The 22,314-nt window shown below is 65.8% G+C and carries 20 protein-coding genes; 9 read left to right on the top strand and 11 right to left on the bottom strand.

What is annotated here, in order from left to right:
* Positions 1–81: 81 nt before the first annotated feature.
* From pstB to pstS, 4 genes are all read right to left on the bottom strand, one after another.
* Positions 82–870 carry a phosphate ABC transporter ATP-binding protein PstB gene (pstB, locus tag C7C56_RS10910; protein ID WP_106757433.1) on the bottom strand — a complete coding sequence of 263 codons (789 nt, stop codon included), beginning with the start codon at positions 868–870 and terminating at the stop codon, positions 82–84.
* 18 nt (positions 871–888) lie between these two features.
* The gene (gene pstA, locus C7C56_RS10905; RefSeq protein ID WP_106757432.1) at positions 889–1,767 is read right to left on the bottom strand and encodes a phosphate ABC transporter permease PstA; all 879 of its coding nucleotides are present in this window, start codon (positions 1,765–1,767) and stop codon (positions 889–891) included.
* Entirely contained in the window at positions 1,764–2,804 is a 1,041-nt protein-coding gene (gene pstC, locus C7C56_RS10900; protein ID WP_106757431.1) for a phosphate ABC transporter permease subunit PstC, read from the bottom strand. The genes pstA and pstC overlap by 4 nt, the downstream gene beginning before the upstream one ends.
* Before the next feature lie 116 nt (positions 2,805–2,920).
* Positions 2,921–3,958, bottom strand: a complete 1,038-nt coding sequence (gene pstS, locus C7C56_RS10895; protein WP_106757430.1) for a phosphate ABC transporter substrate-binding protein PstS — start codon at positions 3,956–3,958, stop codon at positions 2,921–2,923.
* Positions 3,959–4,281: 323 nt separating this feature from the next.
* Between pstS and ppk1 the strand changes: the two genes are divergently transcribed.
* The 3 genes from ppk1 (at position 4,282) to C7C56_RS10880 (ending at position 7,423) form a co-directional block, all read left to right on the top strand.
* Positions 4,282–6,366, top strand: a complete 2,085-nt coding sequence (gene ppk1, locus C7C56_RS10890) for a polyphosphate kinase 1 (protein ID WP_106757462.1) — start codon at positions 4,282–4,284, stop codon at positions 6,364–6,366.
* 54 nt (positions 6,367–6,420) lie between these two features.
* Positions 6,421–6,873, top strand: coding sequence for a phosphohistidine phosphatase SixA (gene sixA, locus C7C56_RS10885; protein ID WP_106757429.1), 453 nt, complete (start codon positions 6,421–6,423; stop codon positions 6,871–6,873).
* Between the two features lie 136 nt (positions 6,874–7,009).
* On the top strand, positions 7,010–7,423 hold the full coding sequence (locus C7C56_RS10880; RefSeq protein WP_106757428.1) for a hypothetical protein: 414 nt from the start codon (positions 7,010–7,012) through the stop codon (positions 7,421–7,423).
* A gap of 374 nt (positions 7,424–7,797) precedes the next feature.
* Here C7C56_RS10880 and C7C56_RS10875 read toward each other — a convergent pair whose 3' ends face one another.
* Complete coding sequence (locus tag C7C56_RS10875; RefSeq protein WP_370660199.1) at positions 7,798–8,937, bottom strand: polyamine ABC transporter substrate-binding protein; 1,140 nt, start codon at positions 8,935–8,937, stop codon at positions 7,798–7,800.
* 290 nt (positions 8,938–9,227) lie between these two features.
* Between C7C56_RS10875 and C7C56_RS10865 the strand changes: the two genes are divergently transcribed.
* Together C7C56_RS10865 and C7C56_RS10860 are read left to right on the top strand one after the other, a co-directional pair.
* Positions 9,228–10,928 carry a L,D-transpeptidase family protein gene (locus C7C56_RS10865; RefSeq protein ID WP_181373122.1) on the top strand — a complete coding sequence of 567 codons (1,701 nt, stop codon included), beginning with the start codon at positions 9,228–9,230 and terminating at the stop codon, positions 10,926–10,928.
* Between the two features lie 156 nt (positions 10,929–11,084).
* Complete coding sequence (locus C7C56_RS10860; protein WP_106757425.1) at positions 11,085–12,053, top strand: hypothetical protein; 969 nt, start codon at positions 11,085–11,087, stop codon at positions 12,051–12,053.
* Between the two features lie 2 nt (positions 12,054–12,055).
* On the opposite strand, the gene C7C56_RS10855 is transcribed toward C7C56_RS10860, so the two are convergent.
* The gene (locus tag C7C56_RS10855) at positions 12,056–12,964 is read right to left on the bottom strand and encodes a LysR family transcriptional regulator (protein WP_106757424.1); all 909 of its coding nucleotides are present in this window, start codon (positions 12,962–12,964) and stop codon (positions 12,056–12,058) included.
* 89 nt (positions 12,965–13,053) lie between these two features.
* Here C7C56_RS10855 and C7C56_RS10850 point away from each other — a divergent pair, with 89 nt between their 5' ends.
* Positions 13,054–13,863, top strand: coding sequence for an isocitrate lyase/PEP mutase family protein (locus C7C56_RS10850; protein ID WP_106757423.1), 810 nt, complete (start codon positions 13,054–13,056; stop codon positions 13,861–13,863).
* A 4-nt stretch (positions 13,864–13,867) separates the two neighbouring features.
* Here C7C56_RS10850 and C7C56_RS10845 read toward each other — a convergent pair whose 3' ends face one another.
* On the bottom strand, positions 13,868–14,131 hold the full coding sequence (locus C7C56_RS10845) for a hypothetical protein (RefSeq protein ID WP_146204418.1): 264 nt from the start codon (positions 14,129–14,131) through the stop codon (positions 13,868–13,870).
* A 386-nt stretch (positions 14,132–14,517) separates the two neighbouring features.
* Between C7C56_RS10845 and C7C56_RS10840 the strand changes: the two genes are divergently transcribed.
* From C7C56_RS10840 to C7C56_RS10830, 3 genes are all read left to right on the top strand, one after another.
* Entirely contained in the window at positions 14,518–15,306 is a 789-nt protein-coding gene (locus tag C7C56_RS10840) for a substrate-binding periplasmic protein (protein WP_181373121.1), read from the top strand.
* A gap of 228 nt (positions 15,307–15,534) precedes the next feature.
* Positions 15,535–16,308 (top strand): rhamnogalacturonan acetylesterase, encoded by a 774-nt coding sequence (locus tag C7C56_RS10835; protein ID WP_106757420.1) that lies wholly within the window; start codon positions 15,535–15,537, stop codon positions 16,306–16,308.
* A 212-nt stretch (positions 16,309–16,520) separates the two neighbouring features.
* The gene (locus tag C7C56_RS10830; protein WP_106757419.1) at positions 16,521–18,599 is read left to right on the top strand and encodes a serine hydrolase; all 2,079 of its coding nucleotides are present in this window, start codon (positions 16,521–16,523) and stop codon (positions 18,597–18,599) included.
* A gap of 76 nt (positions 18,600–18,675) precedes the next feature.
* On the opposite strand, the gene C7C56_RS10825 is transcribed toward C7C56_RS10830, so the two are convergent.
* From C7C56_RS10825 to C7C56_RS30685, 4 genes are all read right to left on the bottom strand, one after another.
* Positions 18,676–20,268: a glycoside hydrolase family 43 protein gene (locus C7C56_RS10825; RefSeq protein WP_106757418.1), complete on the bottom strand. Its 1,593-nt coding sequence runs from the start codon at positions 20,266–20,268 to the stop codon at positions 18,676–18,678.
* Positions 20,269–20,332: 64 nt separating this feature from the next.
* On the bottom strand, positions 20,333–21,220 hold the full coding sequence (locus C7C56_RS10820; protein WP_106757417.1) for an aldose 1-epimerase: 888 nt from the start codon (positions 21,218–21,220) through the stop codon (positions 20,333–20,335).
* A gap of 7 nt (positions 21,221–21,227) precedes the next feature.
* The gene (locus C7C56_RS10815; protein ID WP_106757416.1) at positions 21,228–22,034 is read right to left on the bottom strand and encodes an NAD-dependent epimerase/dehydratase family protein; all 807 of its coding nucleotides are present in this window, start codon (positions 22,032–22,034) and stop codon (positions 21,228–21,230) included.
* A gap of 166 nt (positions 22,035–22,200) precedes the next feature.
* On the bottom strand, positions 22,201–22,314 hold a 114-nt coding region (locus tag C7C56_RS30685; RefSeq protein ID WP_229458711.1), incomplete at its 5' end, for a UxaA family hydrolase.

Here is a 22,314-nt window from a genome sequence, read left to right as displayed (position 1 = left end):
GTCGTGGGGTCTTGTTGTGCTGTGCGTGCGTTGCGTGCGGTGCGTGCTGCGGTGCGGGGCGCCGCGCGCCCTGTCCGTCCATCAGCCGAAGCGCCCGGTGATGTAATCCTGGGTTTCCTTGCGCGCCGGGTTCATGAATATCTGGTCGGTCTCGCCGAATTCAACGAGCTCGCCCAAATACATGTAGGCCGTGTAGTCGGAGCAGCGCGCCGCCTGCTGCATGTTGTGGGTCACGATGGCGATCGTGTAGTCCTGCTTCAGTTCGCTGATGAGCTCCTCGACCTTGGCCGTCGAGATCGGGTCGAGCGCCGAGGTCGGCTCGTCGAGCAGCAGGACGTCGGGCTTGACGGCGACGCCGCGCGCGATGCACAGGCGCTGCTGCTGGCCGCCCGACAGCGACAGGCCGCTCTTGCCGAGCTTGTCCTTGACCTCGCCCCACAGCGCCGCCTTCTTGAGCGCCCATTCGACCCGCTCGTCCATCTCGCCCTTGGACATGTCCTCGTACAGGCGCACGCCGAAGGCGATGTTCTCGTAGATCGACATCGGGAACGGGGTCGGTTTCTGGAACACCATGCCGACCTTGGCGCGCAGGCTGTTGACGTCCTGGTCGGCGTCGAGGATGTTCTTGCCGCGGTAGAGCACGCTGCCGGTGGCGCGCTGGCCCGGGTACAGGTCGTACATGCGGTTGAGCGTGCGCAGCAGGGTCGACTTGCCGCAGCCGGACGGGCCGATGAAGGCCGTGACCTGTTTCTCGTGGATGTCGAGGTTGACGTTGCTCAGGCTTTGCGTCTTGCCATAGAAAAAGTCAAGTTTGGAGATCTCGATCGTCTTGTTCTTGACCGGCGCGATGGTGGGCATTTGGCTATTCATGGTTTTTGTCCGCAAAAATTATTTCGGGGTCTTCTGGGAGAACACGGTGCGCGAGAGGATGTTTAGCAACAGCACGCTGAAGGTGACGATCAGCGCGCCGGCCCAGGCCAGGTCGCGCCAGTCGTCGTACGGGCTCATCGCGAACTGGTTGATCACCACGGGCAGGTTGGCCATCGGCGCGTTCATGTTCAGGCTGAAGAACTGGTTGTTAAGCGCGGTAAACAGCAAGGGCGCCGTTTCGCCGGCGATGCGCGCCAGCGCCAGCAGCGCGCCGGTGATCACGCCGGCCTTGACGGCGCGCAGGCGCACCAGCGTGGCCACCTTCCAGCGCGGCGCGCCGAGCGCGAACGCGGCCTCGAGCAGGCTGTTGGGCACCAGGCGCAGCATGTTGTCGGTGGTGCGCACCACCACGGGGACGGCGATGATCGTGAGCGCGATCGAGCCGGCGTAACCCGAGAAATGGCTGACCTTGGCCACGTACAGCGCGTACACGAACAGGCCGATCACGATCGACGGCGCCGACAGCATGATGTCGGTGACGAAGCGCGTGAGCTGCGCGAACTTGTTGGTCTCGCCGTACTCGGCCAGGTAGATGCCCGCCAGGATGCCGATCGGGGTGCTGATCAGCGTCGACAGCCCGACCATCATGAGGCTGCCGACGATGGCGTTGCGCAGGCCGCCGGCGCTGCCCGGCGCCGGGGTGTCCACGGTGAACAAGGTCAGTCCGAGGCCCTCGATCCCGACGATGCCCTTGAGCAGCAGCGTCCACAGGATCCACATCAGGAAGGCCAGGCCGATCGTCATCGCAAGCACCGACAGCGCGATGCCGAAGCGGTGGACCAGCAGCCGTTTGCGGTAGACCCGGTTGATTTGGGGTTTGATGGCGGCCTGGCTCATTTGACACCTTCTTTGCGGGACATGCCCGCCAACATGATTTTCGCCGCCGACAGGACGACGAAGGTGATCGCGAACAGGATCAGCGCCAGCGCGAACAGGGACGACACGTGCAGCGCCGACTCGGCCTCGCCGAATTCGTTGGCCAGCGTCGACGAGATCGAGTTGCCGGCCGCAAACAGCGACCATGACAATTTGTTGGCGTTGCCAATCACGAAGGTGACCGCCATGGTTTCGCCGAGCGCGCGCCCGAGGCCGAGCATGACGCCGCCGACGACGCCGATCTTGGTGTAGGGCAGCACGATCTTGCGCATCACCTCCCACTTGGTGCAGCCGAGGCCGTAGGCCGATTCCTTGAGCACGGCGGGCACGGTTTCGAACACGTCGCGCATCACCGAGGCGATGAAGGGGATGATCATGATGGCCAGGATCAGGCCGGCGGTGAGCATGCCGATGCCCATGGTCGGGCCGCTGAAGAGGACGCCGATGAATGGCAGCTCGCCGAGGGTGCTCTTGAGCAGCGGCTGCACATGGTCGGCGAACAGCGGCGCGAACACGAACAAGCCCCACATGCCGTAGATGATCGACGGCACGCCGGCGAGCAGTTCGACCGCGGTGCCCATCGGGCGGCGCAACCAGACCGGGCAGATCTCGGTCAGGAACAGGGCGATGCCGAAGCTGATCGGAAACGCAACCAGCAGGGCGATGAAGGAGGTGACGACGGTGCCGAAGATGGCGATCAGGGCGCCGTACTTGTCGTTGACGGGATCCCACTCGATGGTGGTGATGAAGCCGGGGCCGAATTCGCTGAACGCGGGGGCGGCTCTGACGACGAGCGAGGCGATGATGCCGAGCAGCACCAGCAGCACGGAGGCCGCGAACAGCATCGTCACTTTATGAAAAATAAAATCTTGCCAGCGCTGCCTGCGCATGGTCGACTGCAACTTGGCGGTTTCGGTCCTGGCCTGTTCGGTCCTGGCCTGTTCGGTGTCGGGCAATTCGCGCATGGTGTTCAAGGTCATTGTTGTATGTGCACTCATTGTATCTTCTAAAACAGACAGTTTTGGATCGGAATGTTAGTGCGGGGCACCAGACCTGGCCGCCGTTCAAGGCAGTCAGGCTTGGCGCCCCGGTTACCGCTTTTTAACTGTTGTGCTTACCAGATTGCTTTGCCGGAAGCATCTTTCAGGTTCGCCTTCCAGGCGTCGGAGACCAGCTTGGTCACGCTGTCGGGCAGTGGCACGTATTCGAGTTCGACGGCGGCCGCGTCACCATTCTTGAACGACCAGTCGAAGAACTTGAGCACTTCGCGCGCCTTGGCGGCGTCGGCCTGGTTCTTGTACATCAGGATGTACGAGGCACCCGTGATCGGCCAGCTGGCCTTGCCCGGCATGTCGGTCAGCACCACGCCGAAGCCCGGGGTCTTGGTCCAATCGGCCGAAGCGGCTGCGGCCTTGAAGCTGTCGTCGTCAGGCTGCAGGTAGACGCCGTCCTTGTTCTTGAGCTGGGTGTGGGCGATCTTGTTCTTCTTGGCGTAGGCCCATTCGACGTAGCCGATCGCGCCCTTGATGCGCTGCACCTGGGCGGCGACGCCCTCGTTGCCCTTGCCGCCGACGCCGGTGGCCCACTTGACGGCGGTGCCGCTGCCGATCGTGGTCTTGAATTCCGGATTGGTCTTCGAGACGTAGTCGGTGAACAGGAAGGTCGTGCCCGAGCCGTCGGCGCGGTGCACCACGGTGATGTCGTCGTCGGGCAGCTTGACGCCGGGGTTGAGCGCGGCGATCTGCGGCGCGTTCCACTTGAGGATTTTGCCCAGGTAGATGTCGCCGACGACGGGGCCGGTCAGCTTGAGCTGGCCCGGGGCGACGCCCTCGAGGTTGATGATCGGCACCACGCCGCCCATGATGGCGGGGAACTGCATCAGGCCGGCGGCGTCGAGGTCTTCCGCCTTGAGCGGCATGTCGGACGCGCCGAAGTCGACCGTCTTGGCCTTGATCTGCTTGATGCCGGCGCCCGAACCGACCGATTGGTAATTCATGCCGTTGCCGGTGGCTTTTTTGTAGGATTCAGCCCACTTGGCATAGATTGGGTAAGGAAACGTCGCGCCGGCGCCGGTCACGTCGGCGGCGAATGAGGGCGCCGTGGCCGCGGAGGCACCGACTACGAAGGAGGCTAGCAACAGTTTGATTCGCATTTTCCAAGTCCTTTGGGTTGTGGAGGGATGATTCCCGCCAATGCTGCGCAGTCTACCGGGCGAATATGACGGGTTTATGACATGATCCAAATAGCGTGACATCGCAATTTTAATCGCTCCCGCCGCCCTCCCCCCGTGAAATTTTTGTCACACGATGGGCGCGCCGCGTCACGGCGGAGTCATATTTCCCCACTACACTACAATTTCAGGCGGCGCACCCCCGAGGCTTTCCCTATGGCAGGATCGAAATGCGACAAGGATCCATGCTTTTAGGACAACACGGCGGAACTTGCGCTACGATAGTCCCCACCATGAAGAAAAAAATGAAGAACGCGCCCCCGGAAACACCCAGACCAGCCATCTTTCTGGACCGCGAGCTGTCGCAGCTCATGTTCAACCGGCGCGTGCTGGCCCAGGCCGAGGACCGCGCCATCCCGCTGCTCGAGCGGCTGCGCTACCTTTGTATAGTGAGCAACAACCTCGACGAGTTCTTCGAGGTGCGCGTGGCCAGCATCCTGGCCCAGGGCAGCGCCGACGGCGCCCTGGCCCACCCCTCGCTGGTGGCCACGCTGGCGCGCATCGGCGAGGAATGCCACGCACTGGTCGAGCGCCAGTACGCGCTGCTCAACACCGAGATCCTGCCCCAGCTGCAGGCCAAGGGCGTGCGCTTGGTGCGCCACACCGACCGCAACCCCGCCCAGCGCGCCTGGGTCAAGGACTATTTCGAGAGCCAGGTGCGCCCGCTGCTGACCCCGATCGGGCTCGACCCGGCCCATCCGTTCCCGCAGGTGGTCAACAAGAGCCTCAACTTCATCATCGCGCTGAGCGGCAAGGACGCCTTCGGGCGCGGCAGCGCGATCGCCATCGTCAAGGCCCCGCGGGTGCTGCCGCGCGTGATCCGCCTGCCCGACGAACTGTCCGAGGGCGGCGCCTCGTTCTGCCTGCTCTCGTCGATCATCCACTCGCACATCGAGGACCTGTTCACCGGGCGCGAGGTGCTCGCCTATTCCCAGTTCCGGGTCACGCGCGACTCCGACCTGTGGGTCGACGAGGACGAGGTCAAGAACCTGCGCCAGGCGCTCAAGGGGGAGTTGACCGGGCGCCAGTTCGGCACCTCGGTGCGGCTCGAGGTCGCGCGCAACTGCCCGGCCGAGCTGTCGCAGTTCCTGCTCGACCAGTTCAACCTCGAACAAAGCCGCCTGTACGCGGTCGACGGCCCGGTCAACCTGGTGCGCCTGGCCGAGCTGATCGACCATGTCAAGGAGCCCTCGCTGCGCTTTGCGCCGTTCTTCCCGGGCGCGCCGCAAAAGGTCGCCCACAGCGACCTGTTCTCCCAGCTGCGCAAGCAGGACATCTTGCTGCACCACCCGTTCGAGTCGTTCCAGACCGTGGTCGACTTCGTGCGCCTGGCCGCGCACGACCCGGACGTGGTCGCCATCAAGCAGACCATCTACCGCACCGGCATGCACTCGGACCTGATGGAGGCGCTCATGGCGGCCGCGCGCGCGGGCAAGGAGGTGACCGTGATCCTCGAACTGATGGCGCGCTTCGACGAGGAGGCCAACATCAATTGGGCCGACAAGCTCGAGCAGGCCGGCGCGCAGGTCGTGTACGGCGTGGTCGGCCTCAAGACGCACGCCAAGCTCGCGCTCGTGATCCGGCGCGAGCCGGAGGGATTACATTTCTACGGCCACCTCGGCACCGGCAACTACCATCTGACCACCACGCGCCTGTACACCGACTTCGGCCTGCTCACGGCGCACCAGGCCATGTGCCAGGAGGTCAACGAGGTGTTCATCCACCTGACCAGCCTGACCAAGCCGCACAAGCTCACCCACCTGTGGCTGGCCCCGTTCGCGCTGCAAAGCGAGATCATCAAGGCGATCCGCAACGAGGCCAAGATCGCCCGCGCCGGGCGGCCCGGGCGCATCATCGTCAAGGTCAACGCGCTGGTCGACGACTCGGTGATCCGGGCGCTGTACTCGGCCTCGCACGAGGGGGTCAAGATCGACCTGATCGTGCGCGGCGCGTGCACCCTCAAGCCGGGCGTGCCGGGCCTGTCGGAGAACATCAAGGTGCGCTCGATCATCGGGCGCTTCCTCGAGCACAGCCGGATATACTATTTCCGCAACGACTTGGCGCACGACGTCTACCTGGCCAGCGCCGACTGGATGAGCCGCAACCTGTTCCGCCGCATCGAGGTCGCCTTCCCCGTGCTCGACCCGGCGCTCAAGAAGCGTGTCATCACGGAGGGATTGACCCCCTACCTCAAGGACAACTCGAACGCGTGGGAGCTTGGACCCGACGGCCAATACAAACGGCGCCGGGTGCGCGGCAAGCAACTCGCGTTTTCGGCGCAACGCCATCTGATGCAGGCGCTCGGGGCGCGCGCGACCGAGGCCGATTGAACAGACTGACTGAAAACCGAGGCAACACCAGCGCAAACGAACCGGGAGAACGGCATGGATCTGATCTTGTTGCGGCACGCGGAAGCCGATTTTGGCGAGCCAGACCTGCAGCGCCCGCTGACGGCCAAGGGCCACAAGCAGGCGCGCCGCATGGGCGAATGGCTCAACTCCCAGCTGCCCGAAAGTTGCCGCATCCTGGTCAGTCCCGCCCTGCGCGCGGTGCAGACGGCCGAGGGGCTGGGGCGCAAATTCAAGATCCACCCGGGCCTGGCGCCGGGCGCGGGCTGCGAGCAGGTGCTGCAGGTGGCCAACTGGCCGTCGAACAAGGATCCGGTGCTCATCGTCGGGCACCAGCCGACGCTGGGCCAGGTCGCGGCGCTGCTGCTGTCGGGCGCGCCCCAGTACTGGAACATGAAGCAGGCAAACGCCTGGTGGTTCGTGCAGCGCGAGCCGCAGGACCCCGAGGGCTTGAGCCTGCGCGCGGTGATGTCGCCCGAACTGGTCTGAAAGCGAAGCGCGCCTGCGGCCTCGCGGCCCAGCTCCAGCCCGCCTTTCGGGGGGCTTGACTCGACCCGGGATTGGTGTAGCGTTAAGTTGCATTTTTGAAAAAGAATGCAGCCACGAACTCACTCACACACTGCTCATGCACAATCTGAAAAACACCCTGTTTCTCGCGCTTTCGATGACGGCGGCGAGTGTGTTGGCGGCGCCATCGTATGTGCAATGCAAGGCCAAGCCGGGCGTTGATATCGACCTTGGTGCGATTGGCATCTACAAGATCGACCAGAATGTCGTCCAGCACTGGAATCCGGGCAAGGGGTGGCGCGAAAACGAATGCATCAGTGTGCTGGCCTTCGAGAGAAGGGAATGCTCGATCTCGCCCGACGAATACGTTTGGCGAACAATCACCAATTTAGGAAGGGCGCAAGGCGTCCAGGAGCAGATCATAAACAGACGCACAGGTCAAATGACCGCCAGCTACAGCATACTGGGGAAGACCTCCTACCTGCAATGCGAGCCGGTGCCCGAACCCGTGCTCGGCGCGCCGCGCATGTAGACGCGACACAGGATGCCGGCCGGTTACGGATTGCATCGGGGCTTGCCCCGATGGTTCCGATGGTTAAATGTTTCGTAACTGCGTAACTGGGGTCAGACCCCGGTTACGAAATGTTAAACCAAATCAAGGCCGACAGGGGCGCGATGCGTCCGGCGCCCTCGCTTTCAACAACCGGGGTCTGCCCCACTTGCTAAATGTTCCTTAAGTGGGGTCAGACCCCGGTTGTTTTGAAAGATTGGGGTTGCGGAACATTGTGTTCCTTAAGTGGGGTCAGACCCCGGTTGTTTTGAAAGATTGGGGTTGCGGAACATTGGGGAGAAAAAAAGCGGCAAGGCCCCGGGGCGCTTGCCGCTTTCGCTTTCCAAACCGCCCGTTTAGCGGCCGGTCTTGAAGCGGGTGAAGGTGCGCGTCATCACGCGGCGGATGTCGTTCGGCACGGCCGCCGGCGCGATCATCCGCTTCAAGTCGTCCGGCGCCAGGAACACGCTCTTGTTGCCGGCGATGTCCTTGCGCACATGCTTGGTCGCCGCCTTGTTCGGATTGGCGTAGAACACCTTGTTCGTCAGGCTCGCGTGGACCGGGCCGCGCAGGATGTAGTTGATGAACAGGTGCGCGTTGTCCGGGTGCGGCGCGTCGGCCGGGATCGCCATGGTGTCGAACACCAGCGGCGCGCCCGTCTTCGGCACCAGCGCCTCGATCACCTGCCCGTTCTTGGCGTCGAGGGCGCGCTGGCGCGCGATGTTGATGTCGCCCGACCAGCCCAGCACCACGCACAGGGCGCCGTTGCTCAGGTCGTTGATGTAGCCCGACGAACTGAACAAGGTCACGCTGGGGCGCACCGCCTTCAACAACTTGCCGGCCTCGGCGTAGTCGGCCGCGTTGGTCGAATAGGCCGGCTTGCCCAGGTAGTGCAAGGCCGTCGGCAGCACTTCCGACGGGGAATCGAGGAACGACACGCCGCACGACTTGAGCTTGGACACGTATTTCGGGTTGTACAGCAGCTCCCACGCGCTCCCGGGCATCGGCATGCCCCCCAACGCGGCCTTGACCTTGCCGACGTTGATGCCGACCGTGGTGTAGCCCCACAGCCAGTCGACCAGGTGTTCGTTGCCCGGGTCGAGCGCGGCCAGCTTGGCCTGGATCGCAGGATCGAGGTTGCCCAGGTTGCTCAACTTCGATTTGTCGAGCTTGCGCAACAGCTTGGCGTCGATCTGCTGGCGCGCCCATTGCGCCGTCGGCACCACGATGTCGTAGCCGGTGCGGCCCGCGACCAATTTCGAGTTGAGCACTTCGTTGCTGTCGAAATTGTCGTAGCGTACCTTGATGCCGTACTCCCTCTCGAAATTCTTGATGGTGTCGTCGGCGATGTAGTCGGACCAGTTGTAAATGTTGAGCACTTTCTCCTCGGCCGGGGCCGCCGACGCGGACGCGCCGAAACCGATCGCCATTGCCAATGCGACGAACATGCCGGCAAGTTTTTTGCCGCCAAGCATGTCCCGATTTACTGCCACCATTGATGCCTCCGTGAGTTGGTCGTCCCGGTCGGAACGTCTGGGCAGAATGATCGGGCATTGTGGCGACGATTGCAAGCGCCGGAAAAGCCCTCTTTCACTTTCCGCAAAACCACATGGATTCAATTGGAAACAATCTTATTTGGCAAATGTATTTGCATGCCTGATACTAGTTGCTGAGTGGCACAAGCACTGAGCTTTGTCCCAACTAAAACACGCGCACCCGCGCGGGCCCCCGAAGCAATCGTCCACGAGAGACTAAGAATATGGACCATACGAAGCCAACATCCGGCATGCAAGCAGTTAGCAAAAGCGTCATCAGCGGCCTCCTTCTGTTGCTGCTGGCGTCGCAGGCGCCCGCAGCGCCAGCCACGGCCGCGCCAAAGCCCGCCCCGGCCCCCGCCGCCGCGCCGGCCGCCGCCGCTCCCGTCCCCGTCCCCGCCCTCAACGCCGAGATACAACAACGCGCCGCCGCCGCCAGCCAAAAACCCCACCGTTTCCCCAGCCGCCCCCTCGACGCCCAGAAGCTGTTGCCGCGGCTGTACGAGGCCGGCGCCTACTCGCCGCTGTGGATCGGCGACGGCCTCAAGCAGGCGAAGGCGGCGCTGTCACTGCTGCAGGAGGCCGAGGCGCACGGCCTCGCGCGCGCCGACTACCAAGTCGACGCCATTTCCGCCCAACTCAACGGATTGACCCCGGCCAACTCGGCTGAAGTCGAGATCGCCCTGAGCACCGCGGTGATGCAATATCTGGGCGACTTGCGCTTCGGCCGCCTCAAGTCGGGCTTCGCGGCCCAGCCGGAGGACGCGCGGCTGGTCGCGTTCGATCCCGTCGAACAGATCAAGGCGGCCATCAAGGCCAACGGCGTGGCGCAGCTCTCAGGGGCGGCGGAGCCGCCGTTTCCACTGTACCGGCGCGTGATGACGACCCTGGGCCAGTACCGGCAACTGGCCTCGGCCAACCCGGACTGGCAGGCGCTGCCGCCGATCAAGCGCGGCAAGAAGCTGGTCGCCGGCACCCCGTATGAAGGCGCGCCAACCCTGCGCGCGCGCCTGGCCCTGTTCGGCGACCTGCCCGCCGGCGCCGCGCCCGAGAAGGATGACGCCTACACCGCCGAGCTATCCGACGCGCTCAAGCGCTTCCAGTCGCGCCACGGACTCGAAGAGGACGGCACCCTCGGCCCCGCGACCATGAAGGCGCTCGCCGTGCCGCCCGACCAGCGCGCGCGCCAGCTGGCACTGACGCTCGAGCGCCTGCGCGTGCTGCCACAACTGCGGCCGGGCCGCACCATTGCGGTCAACCTGCCGTCCTACCGCCTGTGGGCCTTCGACAGCACCACCAAGGCCGAACCGCTCGAGATGCGCGTCATCGTCGGCACCGCCGTCAAGACGCAGACGCCCCTGTTCATCGGCCAGATGCGCTATCTCGAGTTCAATCCGTATTGGAACGTTCCGCGCAGCATCGAGCTCGGGGAGATCATTCCCAAGCTGGCGAGCAATCCCCGGTACCTCGAGGAGAACGACATGGAACTGGTCTCGCGCAGCGGCGGGAAGGTCGAGACGGTCGGCGCGGACGGCGCTCTGGAGGCGATCAAAAGCGCCAGGGTGCGCGTGCGGCAACGCCCGGGCGAGCAAAACGTGCTCGGCGCCGTCAAGTTCGCCATGCCCAATTCCGACAACATCTACCTGCATTCGACGTCGGCGCCGCAACTGTTCAGCCGCGCACGCCGCGACCTGAGCCACGGCTGCATCCGGGTCGAGCGTCCGGTGGAACTCGCCGCCTTCGTGCTCGGCGACGCGGCCCAGTGGAGCCAGGAAAACGTCGAAGCGGCGATGCAACCTGGCCCGTTGAAGACCGTCAAGCTCAAGGAGGTGATCCCGGTGGTGCTGTTTTACGCGACGGCCATGAGCGATCAAACCGGACGCGCGCTGTTTTCGGACGACATCTACAAGCTCGACCCCAAGCTCGAACTGGCCCTGCAGATGCGCAAATAAGGAGGGAAGCAAGCAAGTGGGGAAGGATGCCCCGGCGGGGCGAATACCGCCCTGCAACGTTCACTTACACAATCGTAACGAATCCGGCCTGCCCGCGGCGTATGCTCGAATGCAATTGCAATGCAGAACCGTGCGCTTCGCGCCGAGGGAGTTCCGATGCCGATTTCACCCATCAACGCCGCCGCGCTGTCGGTCAACCTGGCCCAGTTCAAGGGCCAGGCGCTGGCGTCGCTGTTCAACACGGCCGCCCAGGGCCGCTCCCCGCCGCCGGCCGCCGGCGGCTTCGGCGAAGGCGCGCTGCCAGATCGCTTCAGCGGCACCCTGCCCGCGCCTGCGGGTGGCGCGGATTTCCGCGGCGTGCTCGACCGATACAGCGCCCTGTTCACGGCGCTCGGGTTGCCGACCCCGACCACGCCGACGGGGCTCGACTCGTCGCGCCCGTTCAGCCAGCCCGGGCAAAACATGGTGACGGTGCTCAACCGCGTCGAAGTGAGCTTCAAGGCGCAATTTTCCGAGCTCGCGCAGATGCGCACCAGCCTGGCGCTGCAACAGGACGCCGCGCGCCAATTGACTGGCGTCGACGCGCACACCCCAAACGCGCAACTCAAGGGCGCGCTCGACAACTTTGTGGCCAGCTATAACGGCGGCGTCGAACGCTTCTCGCCCGAGCTCGCCGCCGGCGGCATCCTCGAGGGCAGCTGGGAGGCCGCACGGGCGCGCTTCGCGACCGCGCGCGACATCGGCCACATCCTCAACGGCCATGGCGCCGGCGTCAGGGGCGGCCTGGCGACGCTGGGCATCAGCACCGATCCCAAGACCGGGATGGCCGCGGTCGACCACGCCAAACTGGACGCGGCGCTGGCCGACAACAAGGCCGGCCATGCCGCGGCAATCACCGATTTTGCGACCGCGTTCGTCGGCACCGTCGACAGCCTGACCGCGACGGGCCACGCGCAACAGCGCCAGATGGCCAATCTGGAGCGCGCGGTGCACTGGATCGACGCCAACAAGGCGGCCGTGCAAAAGGAATTCGGCCCGGGCGCGGCGGCTACACCCAACGCAGCCTTCGCCAGGGCCGCGGCCCGGTACGACGCGATGGCGCTGCTCGCCAAGGGCGGCGTTTAAGTTCAAAGGAAGTCCGGCGCGAAACTGTCGTGCCAGCGGCCTTGCAAAAAATCGACAAAGGCGAGCGCGGCGGCGCCGGGCGCGCGCGGCGGAAACACGCAATACACACCGGTTTCCCTGCCGCTCCACTGGCCAAGAATTTGCACCAGCTCGCCCGAGCCGATCGCATCGGCCATCGTGACGGCGGAATGGAAGGCGATCCCGAGTCCGTCGATGGCGAGGCGCTTGACGGCGTCGCCGCTGTCCGAGCGCAGCCTGCCGCGCGGCGCGAACAGGCGTTCTCCGCCGGGCCCGCTCAGGCGCCAATGCTCGCCGTCGTGGCTGGCCGTCGAGACGAGGCACTGGTGCCCGCCGAGTTCGTCGACGCTGGCGGGAACGCCGTGGCGCGCCAGGTAGGCCGGCGCCGCGACCAGTATCCTGCGGTTCCTCAGCAATTTGCGCGCGACCAAGGTCGAGTCGGGCATGCTGCCGATCCGGATCGCCACGGTGACGCCCTCGGCGACGATGTCGACGTAGCGGTCGGTCACCAGCAGATCGATCTCGACGCACGGAAACGCCTGCATGAAGGCCGACAAATGGGGGACGACCTGGGTCCGCCCGAACGCGACGGGAACACTGAGCTTGAGCGTGCCGCGCGGCAGCACTTGCTCGTCGCGCAGGCACTCGTAGGCCCCGCGCAGCCGTTCGAAGGCGCCCGCGCAATCGTCGAAATAGCGCTGCCTCGGTTCGGTCAACGACATCGCCCGCGTGGTCCGGTTGATCAGCTTGGCGCCCACCTGCGACTCGAGCGCCTTGACCAGCCGGCTGACCGACGAGGCCGTCATATTGAGTTCCTTGGCCGCGCCGGCAAAACTGTGGTGCTCCACGACGGCGACGAACGCACGGACCAGATGGAATGGTGGCTCCCTCATTGCTTCCCCATACGAATGAATGTAAGCATTTTATAGCCATTATCATCCGGCAGCGCCATTGTTACACTGGGCTTTTCTATGGAGAAGCCATGTCCCCCGCCTTCCACGCCCTGCACCAACGAGCCCAACCCCTGATGCTCCCGAACGCCTGGGATGCCGGCAGCGCCCGCTTGATCGAAAGCCTCGGGGCGCGCGCGATCGCCACCACCAGTGCCGACCTCGCCTGGTCGCTCGGCTATCGCGACGGCGACCTGTTGCCGGTCGACTTGCACGTGGCCGGCATCGGCGCGATCGCCCGCGTGATCACGATCCCGCTGAGTGCCGATATCGAGGGCTGCTATTCCGATGACCCGTCCGAGGTCGGCGCGATGGTCGCCCGCCTGATCGATCTGGGCGTGGCGGGGATCAATCTCCAGAACGGCGCCGCGCATCCCGACCTGCTTTGCGTAAAGATCGGCGCGGCCCGCCGCGCCGCCGACCGCCTCGGCGTATCGCTCTACATCAACGCCCGCACCGATGTCTTCTACCGCGCGCTGGTGCCGCCCGAAGCGCGCGTCGCGGAAACCCTGGCGCGGGCCGCGCGCTACCGCGACGCCGGCGCCGACGGCCTGTTCCCGCTCGGTCTGGCCGACCCGGTCCAGACGCGCGCGGTCGCCGGCGGCACCGAGCTGTTGCTCAACGTGATCGCCTGGCCCGGTTTGCCTTCGGCGCCCGAACTGGGCGCGCTCGGCGTGCGGCGGGTCAGCGCCGGCTCGTGGATCCCGCAAACGCTGTGGGCGCACACCACGGCGCTGGTCACAGGCTTCCTCGCCGATGGCCGCTCCGAGCCCCTGTTCGCGGCGGCGGCGCCGTATGCCGCCATCAATGCGGCTTTCGCCGCCTCGTCTTTGCCGCCGTGACGCGTCAAAGGCCTGGACCAACAAGGCGGTAAATCATCAACCCGGCGGCGCCAAGCAACAGGGCACCCGTGCCCGCCTTGACGGCGCGCGACCTGGGCGGGCGCACCAAGGCATTGAGCAGGCAGCCGGCAAACAGCAGCAAACTGGTGCCCAGCTTTAGCGGTTCTCCATCGTAGGCATCGATGGCGACCGCGGCACCGAGCAGGGCGACGCAAAGCCACCAATAAAGATTTGTGCGCAGGGCGCCAGGACCGTGTTGCTGTTCCATCTTGAAGAACTCTCCACAAAAGGCGGCGTCCGAAAAATACCGCAAGCAATCGTCATTTGCATTTCTACAAATCAATCACCGCGGATGATAGAGAATTCGCTGTCAAAAAACAAGGCGCGAGCCTTAGCTGCGCGGCCGGCAGGCTGAAGCCGCCGCGCGCGTGCTCATGTTCGCCGCCGCGATACCGAAACGCCAGTTGCGGCCGTTGAAATCTCCACTCCGAGCGGAATGACAAAGAGCCCGCGCATAGTTCGGTTGGCCAAATTTTTGCATGAGCACGGGCCGCGCTTGCCTCCAGCCAAGCACCGCCACCCTGTACAATGACGGCTCCATCGCCGCAGTTGGCGCGGCGTGGCATGCAATGGGGAGGCGCAAGCATGGCGCGCATGCAAACAATCGCGGCAATACTGATACTGGCACTGCTGCCCACCGCCAACGCGCTCGCTTGCACCAAGACCGTCCGCTGGTTTGACGACGCGCCCTATTCCTTCCGCGACAGCGACGGCCGGATCGGCGGCTTCGACGCCGATCTCGCGCGCGCCGCGCTCGCGCGGGTGGGCTGCAAGGCCAGGTTCGTCGAACTGCCGTGGGCGCGGGCGCTGGTCGAACTCGAGGCCGGCCGGCTCGACGTGCTGCCGAGCAGTTTCCGCAGCGAGCAGCGCGAACGCTTCGCGCATTTTTCGGCGCCGACGCTACAGTCGCCCAATGTGCTGTACCTGGGCCCGGGCGTCGCCGCCAAGTACCGCTTCGCGCGGCTCGAGTATCTGCTTGGCACCAATTTCAGGCTAGGCGTGCAAATCGGCGTTTCGTATGGCGACAAATTCGATGCGATCAAGGCCAACCCGCGCTTCAAGGGCAATCTTTCCCCCATCACCTTGCGGCGCAACGCGTGGAAAATAATGGCGCTTGGACGCATCGACGGCTTGATCGCGGACCAGGCCAGCGCCGAGCTCGAGCTACGCCAGTTGGGACTTGGCGAAGTGTTGCGTCCGAGCCGCGTGGTGGTGTCGACCAACACGGCCATGTTCGCATTCAGCAAACAATCGGTCTCGCCGCATTTCCTCGCCGACTTCAACAATGCCATCGAGGGCATGATCGCGGACGGCAACTACCGGAAAATACGCGCCCGCTACCTGCGCTGCACGCCGGACATCAAGGTGCTCGGCTGCCCCTGATGCCGCGCCGGCGATGTTTTGGCGCGCCAACACACGACAGCTGCTCGCCCGCACCTTCTCGCGCGGCCGACTGCGCCCCGCCCAGGCTTGCCTGAGTGGTCCGACCAGTTTAAAATTGGTCGACCATCCAGGCGCCACCGTTTCTGCCCCGCATGCAGAACCGGACGCCAGGACGACCGAACCGGCGTGCCGCGCGCGCCTTCCGCCACACTCACCCCGAAGGACAGCATGCACCGTTCCGCCCTGTGGTTGTCATTATTTCTCCTCGCGCCCGCGGCGCACGCCCAAACGGCCGCCCCGGTGCGCCTGATCCTCGTCGGCGACTCGACGATGGCCACGCGCTCCGGCTACGGCGACGCCTTGTGCGCGCGATTCCGGCCCGAGGTCGCCTGCATCAATCTGGCGCGCGGCGGGCGCAGTTCGGGCAGCTTCCGCGCCGAGGTCAGGTGGAAGGAGGTGCAGGCGCTGCTTTCCGACGGCACCCCGCCCGGCGCCACCTACGTGCTGGTCCAGTTCGGGCACAACGACCAGCCGGGCAAGCCGGGCCGCTCGACCGACCTGGTGCACCAGTTCCCCGCCAACATGGCGCGCTATGCCGACGAGGTGCGCGCGCTGGGCGCGGTGCCGGTGCTGGTGACGCCGCTCACGCGCCGCAGCTTCCGCGGACGCTGGCTGCACGACGACCTGGCGCCATGGTCGGCGGCGGTGCGGCGGGTGGCGCGCGGCGCCGGGGTCGACCTGCTCGACCTGAACGCCATGAGCATCGCGGCGGTGCAGGCGATGGGCACGCGGCAAGCCGACCTGCTGGCGCAGGAGCCGCCGCCGGTGGTGCCGGCGGCGGCCGAGGCGGCGGCAGCCGGCGTCGAACCGCAAGGCGCGCCAAAAAGCAAATTCGACCGCACCCACCTTGGCGCCAAGGGCTCGGCGCTGTTCTCGGCGATGGTGGCTGGCGAACTGGTGCGCCTGCGCCCCGAGCTGGCGGCGACGCTGCGCCAGCCGTGAACGCGCTGCGGCGCTGGCCGGCGCGGCGCCGCCCGGGCCAGTTTGCGCACGGCTGGACCGGCCAGCGGGGAGGCGTCGCATGCATACGTGGGATGACCGGCCCAGTGAAAATTTTCATGCCTTGAGCCGGCGCGCAGCGGTATAGTCGTGTTGCACCGCATGTCTTTTGATGAGCGCATGCGGGCGACAGACCAATCCAACCATCCGGCACCATGAGAAAACTCACGCTTTCGCTCCTCGTTTCGTTCCTCGCCATCACCCCTGCCGCATGCAGCGCCCCGCTGCCCCCATCGAAGCAAGTCGACCAACTACTGGAAAAGTGGGACAAGCCCGGCATGCCGGGCGCCGCCGTCGCCGTGATCCAGGACGGAAAAATCGTCTACCGGCGCGGCGTCGGCATGGCCAACATCGAGCACGATGCGCCGAACAAGCCGACCACCGTGTTCCACGTGGCGTCGATGTCGAAGCAGTTCACCGCGTTCGCGGTCCACCTGCTGGCGCAGGACGGCAAGCTGTCGCTAGGCGACGACATCCGCAAACACCTGCCCGAGATGCGCGACTTCGGCAAGGTCATCACGATCGCCCAACTGATCCACCACACGAGCGGCTTGCGCGACCAGTGGAACCTGCTGGCCATGGCCGGCTGGCGCCTCGAGGACGTGATCACCGAGGACGACGTGTTCCGCCTGCTGCAGCGCCAGCAGTCGCTCAATTTCGCGCCGGGCAGGGAGTTCGCGTATTCGAACACCGGCTACACCCTGCTCGCGCTGATCGTCAAGCGCGTCTCGGGCAAGGCGCTGCCGGCGTTCGCGCAGGAGCGCATCTTCGGCCCGCTGGGCATGAAGCACACGCACTTCCACGACAACTACGGCACGCTGGTCAAGGGCCGCGCGATGTCGTACGACCCGCTGCCCGCCGGCGGCTACCAGTACATCGCGCTGTCGTATTCGAACGTGGGCGCGACCAGCCTGTTCACGACGGTCGAAGACCTGGCGCTGTGGGACCGTAATTTCTACGACGGCAAGGTAGGCGGCAAAGCGCTGCTGGCGGACGTCCAAAAGGTCGGCACGCTCGCCGGCGGCCGCCCGCTCCGGTACGCGGCCGGCCTCGACATCGACAAATACCGGGGCCTGAACGTGGTCCAGCATGCGGGCGGGGACGCCGGCTACCGCAGCCAGCTGGTGCGCTTCCCCGACCAGCGTTTTTCGGTGGCGGTCCTGGCCAATGCCGGCGACTTCGACTTCACCGCGCTGGTCAACCAAGTCGCCGACATCTACCTTGCGAAACAGCTCGGGCCGAAACCGGCCGGCGCGACTCCAGCGAAGCAACCGGCGCCCGCCGAAGTTGCCATCGACCCGGCGAAACTCGACGCCTTCGTCGGCGCTTTCGCGCTCGCGCCGCAGTTCGTCATCACTTTCACCAAGGAGAACGGCCAGTTGATGGCGCAAGCGACGGGGCAGCCGAAGTACCGGCTGGCCGCAACCGGCGAGCGCGCCTTCTTCCTGAAGGCGGCCGATGCACGGTTCATTTTCGACGCGCCAGCGGCCGGCGGCGTGGTCGCTTCCGGCGTGCTGCACCAGCATGGCCGCGCCATGCCGGCAAAGCGGGTCGAACGTGCGACCATGAGCATGGCCGAAGCGCGGGCCTTCGAGGGCGAATACTACAGCGACGAGCTGCACGTGCTGTACACGATGGCGGCCAAGGACGGCAAGCTGACGCTGAGCTTTTCGCGCGGGCAGGTCGCGCTCGACAAGCTGGGGCCGACATCGTTCAACGGCGACTATCCGTTCGGGCGCGTCGAATACCAGTGCCGCGACGGCGAGGGCTGCACCGGTTTCACGATCAGCAATGGGCGCGTGCGCAACCTCCAGTTCACCAAGGTGCACATCAGCGCCGCGGGCGCCGCCGAAGCGAGCAGGAACATCGCTGCGCTGGCGCCGCTGGCACCCGAGCCGGCGCCACCGTTTGCGACCCAGGCGGTCTACGTCCGCGGCAGCATGAACGGCTGGAGCCTGGCCAACAAGCTGGAAAAGGCGGGCAACGGCCGCTTCGAGGCGAAGCTCGTTCTCGACAAGGGACGCCATGAATTCAAGGTCGGGTCCGAGGACTTCCAGCAGATCGACTTTGGCGCCTTCCACCAGGACCAGTCGATCGCGCTCGGCAAGCCGAAGCGGCTCGAAGCCGTTGGCGCCAACATGGTGATCGAGGCGCCGGCAAAGGCGACCTACGCGTTCGTGCTCGATACGGCGGAACCGAGAGTGCCGCAGATCTCCGTGTCGGTGACGCCCTAAAAGGCTGTCCGGCTTAGGGAGTCGAAGCGAAAAAAGTGCTGGCGACGCGCTGCTGGTCCACAGGCCCCAGGGTGCCTCAGGGCGGCGCCACCCGGAGATAATCGACATCGGCGAACGCGCCGGGCTGGCCATGCGCGAACAGCCCCAGCTGGGCCCCGACCCAGCGCCCCATGCCCGCCTTGAACGGTTCTCCCGCGGGTGTGAAACTGCCCCGGTCCAGGCTGTACGAAAAGCGCGCCACACCGCCCTCTGCCACTTGCACGCGAAGCGCGACCGGCCCGGTGCCGGCCGGTCCGAGCGCTTCGACCACCTCGATGCATTTTGTGGCCGGCGTGTCGCAGCGGGCAAACACGATCTGCGTGGCGCCGCCGCTGCGGCGCAAACCGAGCCAGGCATAGGTCAAGCCATTGAGGAGCAGGCCGGCGCTGTCGCCATCGCCCTGCGCGCGCAATTCGACCAGCGCCTCGGCGCCGAACTCGGGGGCGGGCGGCTTTTGCGACAGCACCGACGCCGTTGCGCGCAGCCCCTGCCGGGCGGGAGGCTGCGCCATCAGGCGCAAAAAGCCCGGACGGGCGGCCAACGAATACCAGTGCGCCTGCCAATTGGCGCTCCATTGCCATTGCAGGCCAAGCGCGCTGCGCGAGAACTCGTCGCCGGTCGGCGGCGCAGCCGCGGCGCCCGAGCCTTGCGGCTTGCGGTGGACCGCTACCGGCTCGCCGACGCCCGGCTTGGCGGACGGCGCGCCGATCAAAGGCCAGCCCGCGTTCCACGACATTGGCTGCAGGTGCACGACGCGCCCGTAGGCGCGCTTGTCCTGGAAATGGAGGAACCAGTCGCTGCCGTCGGCGGCCCTCACCCATGCGCCCTGGTGCGGGCCATTGACGTTCGTGCCACCCCGCGCCAGCACGATCTGGTCCTCGTACGGACCGTCGAGCCGACGCGACCGGAACACCGACTGCCAGCCCGCCTCGACCCCGCCCGCCGGCGCGAACACGTAGTAGTAGCTGTCGCGCTTGTAGAACTTGGGACCTTCGAGCGTGGTGTAGCCGGGCAGCCGGTTGCCGTCGATGAGCACCCTGCCCTCGCCCGTGATGCGGCGCGCGTCCGGCGACATCGGGCGCAGGGTCAGCACATTGTTGAAACCGGCGCGGCTCTTGGCCCAGCCGTGCAGCAGCCAGGCCTTGCCGTCGTCATCCCACAAGGGGGTCGGGTCGATGATGCCCCTGCCCGGCAGCAGCAGGTGCGGGGCGCTCCATGGCCCGTCGAAGCGCTCGGCGGTTATCACGTAAATGCCGAAGTCGGGGTCGGGATAGAAGATCCAGAATTTGCCATCATGGAAGCGCAGGCATGGCGCCCACACGCCCTTGCCCGGCTGCGGCGCCGCGAACGCGGCGGCCGGCACCAACCGTGGCAAGGCGTGGCCCACCAGCGTCCAGTTGACCATGTCCTTGGAGGTCAGCAGCGGCAGGCCGGGCACATTGCTGAAGCTCGACGACGTCATGTAGTAGCTGTCGCCGACCCGGATCGCATCGGGATCGGAATAGTCGGCATGCAGGATCGGGTTGCGGTAGCTGCCGTTGCCCAGGTCGGCGATCCACGGTTGTGGCGGCGCGGCCTGGCACGCGGCCAGCAAAATGGGCAATGCGAGCGCAAAACGGTGCGGTTTCATCGGGCCTGTCCCTGTTTCATATTTTGGTTAAAGAATGTGTCGATCGCAAGACACAGGACCAACTTCAGGCCAGCGCGCCGGCCGAGAATGTCACCGTGCGCGCGAGCGATTGCCCCGGCCCCAGCAGGCTCAGTCCGTTGGCCGCGGGTCCACCCGGCAGGTTGTGGGCGTTGATCAGATGGTCGACCGGTTCGAAACAAAAAAAGTCGGCGCCCGGCTTTGTGTAGACGATGTAGTAAGCCATGCCGGCGCATATGCGCAGCCGCACGCCGGTCTCGGGCCACGAGATCTCGGCCTCCCCGTCCCAGCCGTCAAACACATTGTCGACGCCTTGCGCGGGCAGCGGGCGCGGGGAGTTGAAGTCCCAGTCGCCGGGGATGGCGATGCGCTCCAGAGGCAGGCCGTCGTCGCCGCGCCGCCACGTGGCGTGCGCGCGCGCGCGCAGCGTCACGCCTTCGGTGCGCGGCAGCCACGGATGCAGGCCCAGACCGAACGGCAGCGCCGCAGACCCGCAGTTTTGCACTTCGAGCGCCACCTCGAGCATGGTGTCGCGCAGCGTGTAGCGCAGTTGCGCGCGGTACGAGAACGGCGCGCCGTGGCGCCGGTCCAGCGCCAGGTGGACGCTGGTGCCGGTCTGGAAGGCGACCTCCCACGGCCGCTGCCAGCCTTCGCCATGGATCGGGCAAGGCTCGCCGGCGCGGTTGGGCACCAGCGCGATGGCCCTGCCCTCGAACACGAAGCCGCCGCCGCCGATGCGGTTCGACCACGGCAGCAAAGGGAAGCAGGCCAACTGGGACGGCGTGGGCGCCGGCGCGCCCGGCGGCCGCTCGAGCCCGCGCAGCACCTGGTGGTCGTTCCCATCAAAGATCGCGTCGAGGCGGGCCAGGCCGCCTCCAATGTCCGGCAACACCTGCGCGTGCAGGTGGGCGTTGCGCAGAGAGACGGCAGTCATGGCCGGCCTAGTTGTACTGCGGGCCGTCCAGCAGGAACTTGCCGCCCTGGTAGGTGGCGGTGATGTCGTCGGCGGCGGGGTAGTCGCCCGAATCGGGGAACATGCCGTCGAACCGGGACGAGCTGTCTTTCGCCTTGTATCCGAGGAAGGCGGCGTGGCGGTTGTCCCACCACGCGCTCGCGTTGTCCGACATGCCAAACGCGATCGTGTGGCCGACGCGCGGCGCGGCTAGGCAGCAGCGCAGGCACTCGACCAGGTCGTCGTAGCTGAAGTAGGTGGTCATCATGCGCTTGTTGAGCGGCGCCGGAAAGCTCGACCCGATGCGCAGGCAGACAGTCTCGATGCCGAAGCGGTCGTAGTAATAGCGCGACAGCGACTCGCCGAAGCACTTGCTCACGCCGTACATGCTGTCGGGGCGGGTCGGCATGCTGGCGTCGACCATGTCGGTGGTGCGGTAGTAGCCGACCGCGTGGTTGGAGCTGGCGAACACCACGCGCTTGACACCGGCCTTGTGGACCGCCTCGTACAGGTTGGCCACGCCGAGGATATTGGCCTGCATGATGGCGTCGAACGGCGCCTCGGTCGAAATGCCGCCGAAATGGAGCACCGCGTCGACGCCGTCCATCAGCGCCAGCACGGCCTGCTTGTCGGCCAGGTCGCAGCGCACGATCTCCTCGCCTTCGCCCGGCTCGCCCATATCGGACAGGTCGGACAGGCGCACGATGTCGGCCCATGGTTTGATGCGCTCGCGCAGAACCTTGCCCAGGCCGCCGGCGGCGCCGGTCAGTAAAATGCGTTTGAATGGTTTTGTCATTGTTTGCTTTCGTACCAACGTCATCCCCGCGAACGCGCAAACGCATGCGTTTGCCCCATGCTGAGTTTGCCCGTACGCGCAACGCGAACCTTTTTTCCAGTCTCTCGCGATGCGCGCAACTGCGTGCACAGTATGGATCCCCGCATCCGCGGGAACGACGTGTTTGTTATGTCACCGGAGCCGGGTTGAACAACGTCAGCGCGTTGTGCAACCTCCAGTGCTCCGCCCAGGTTTTCTTCCCGCTCGCGACCGCGAGCATCATCTCGAACAGCTCCCAGCC

Source organism: Massilia glaciei, from assembly GCF_003011895.2.
GTDB classification, from domain to species: domain Bacteria; phylum Pseudomonadota; class Gammaproteobacteria; order Burkholderiales; family Burkholderiaceae_D; genus Telluria_A; species Telluria_A glaciei.
The sequence above is the reverse complement of the archived record's forward strand: the minus strand, read 5'-3'. Positions and strand labels throughout refer to the sequence as shown.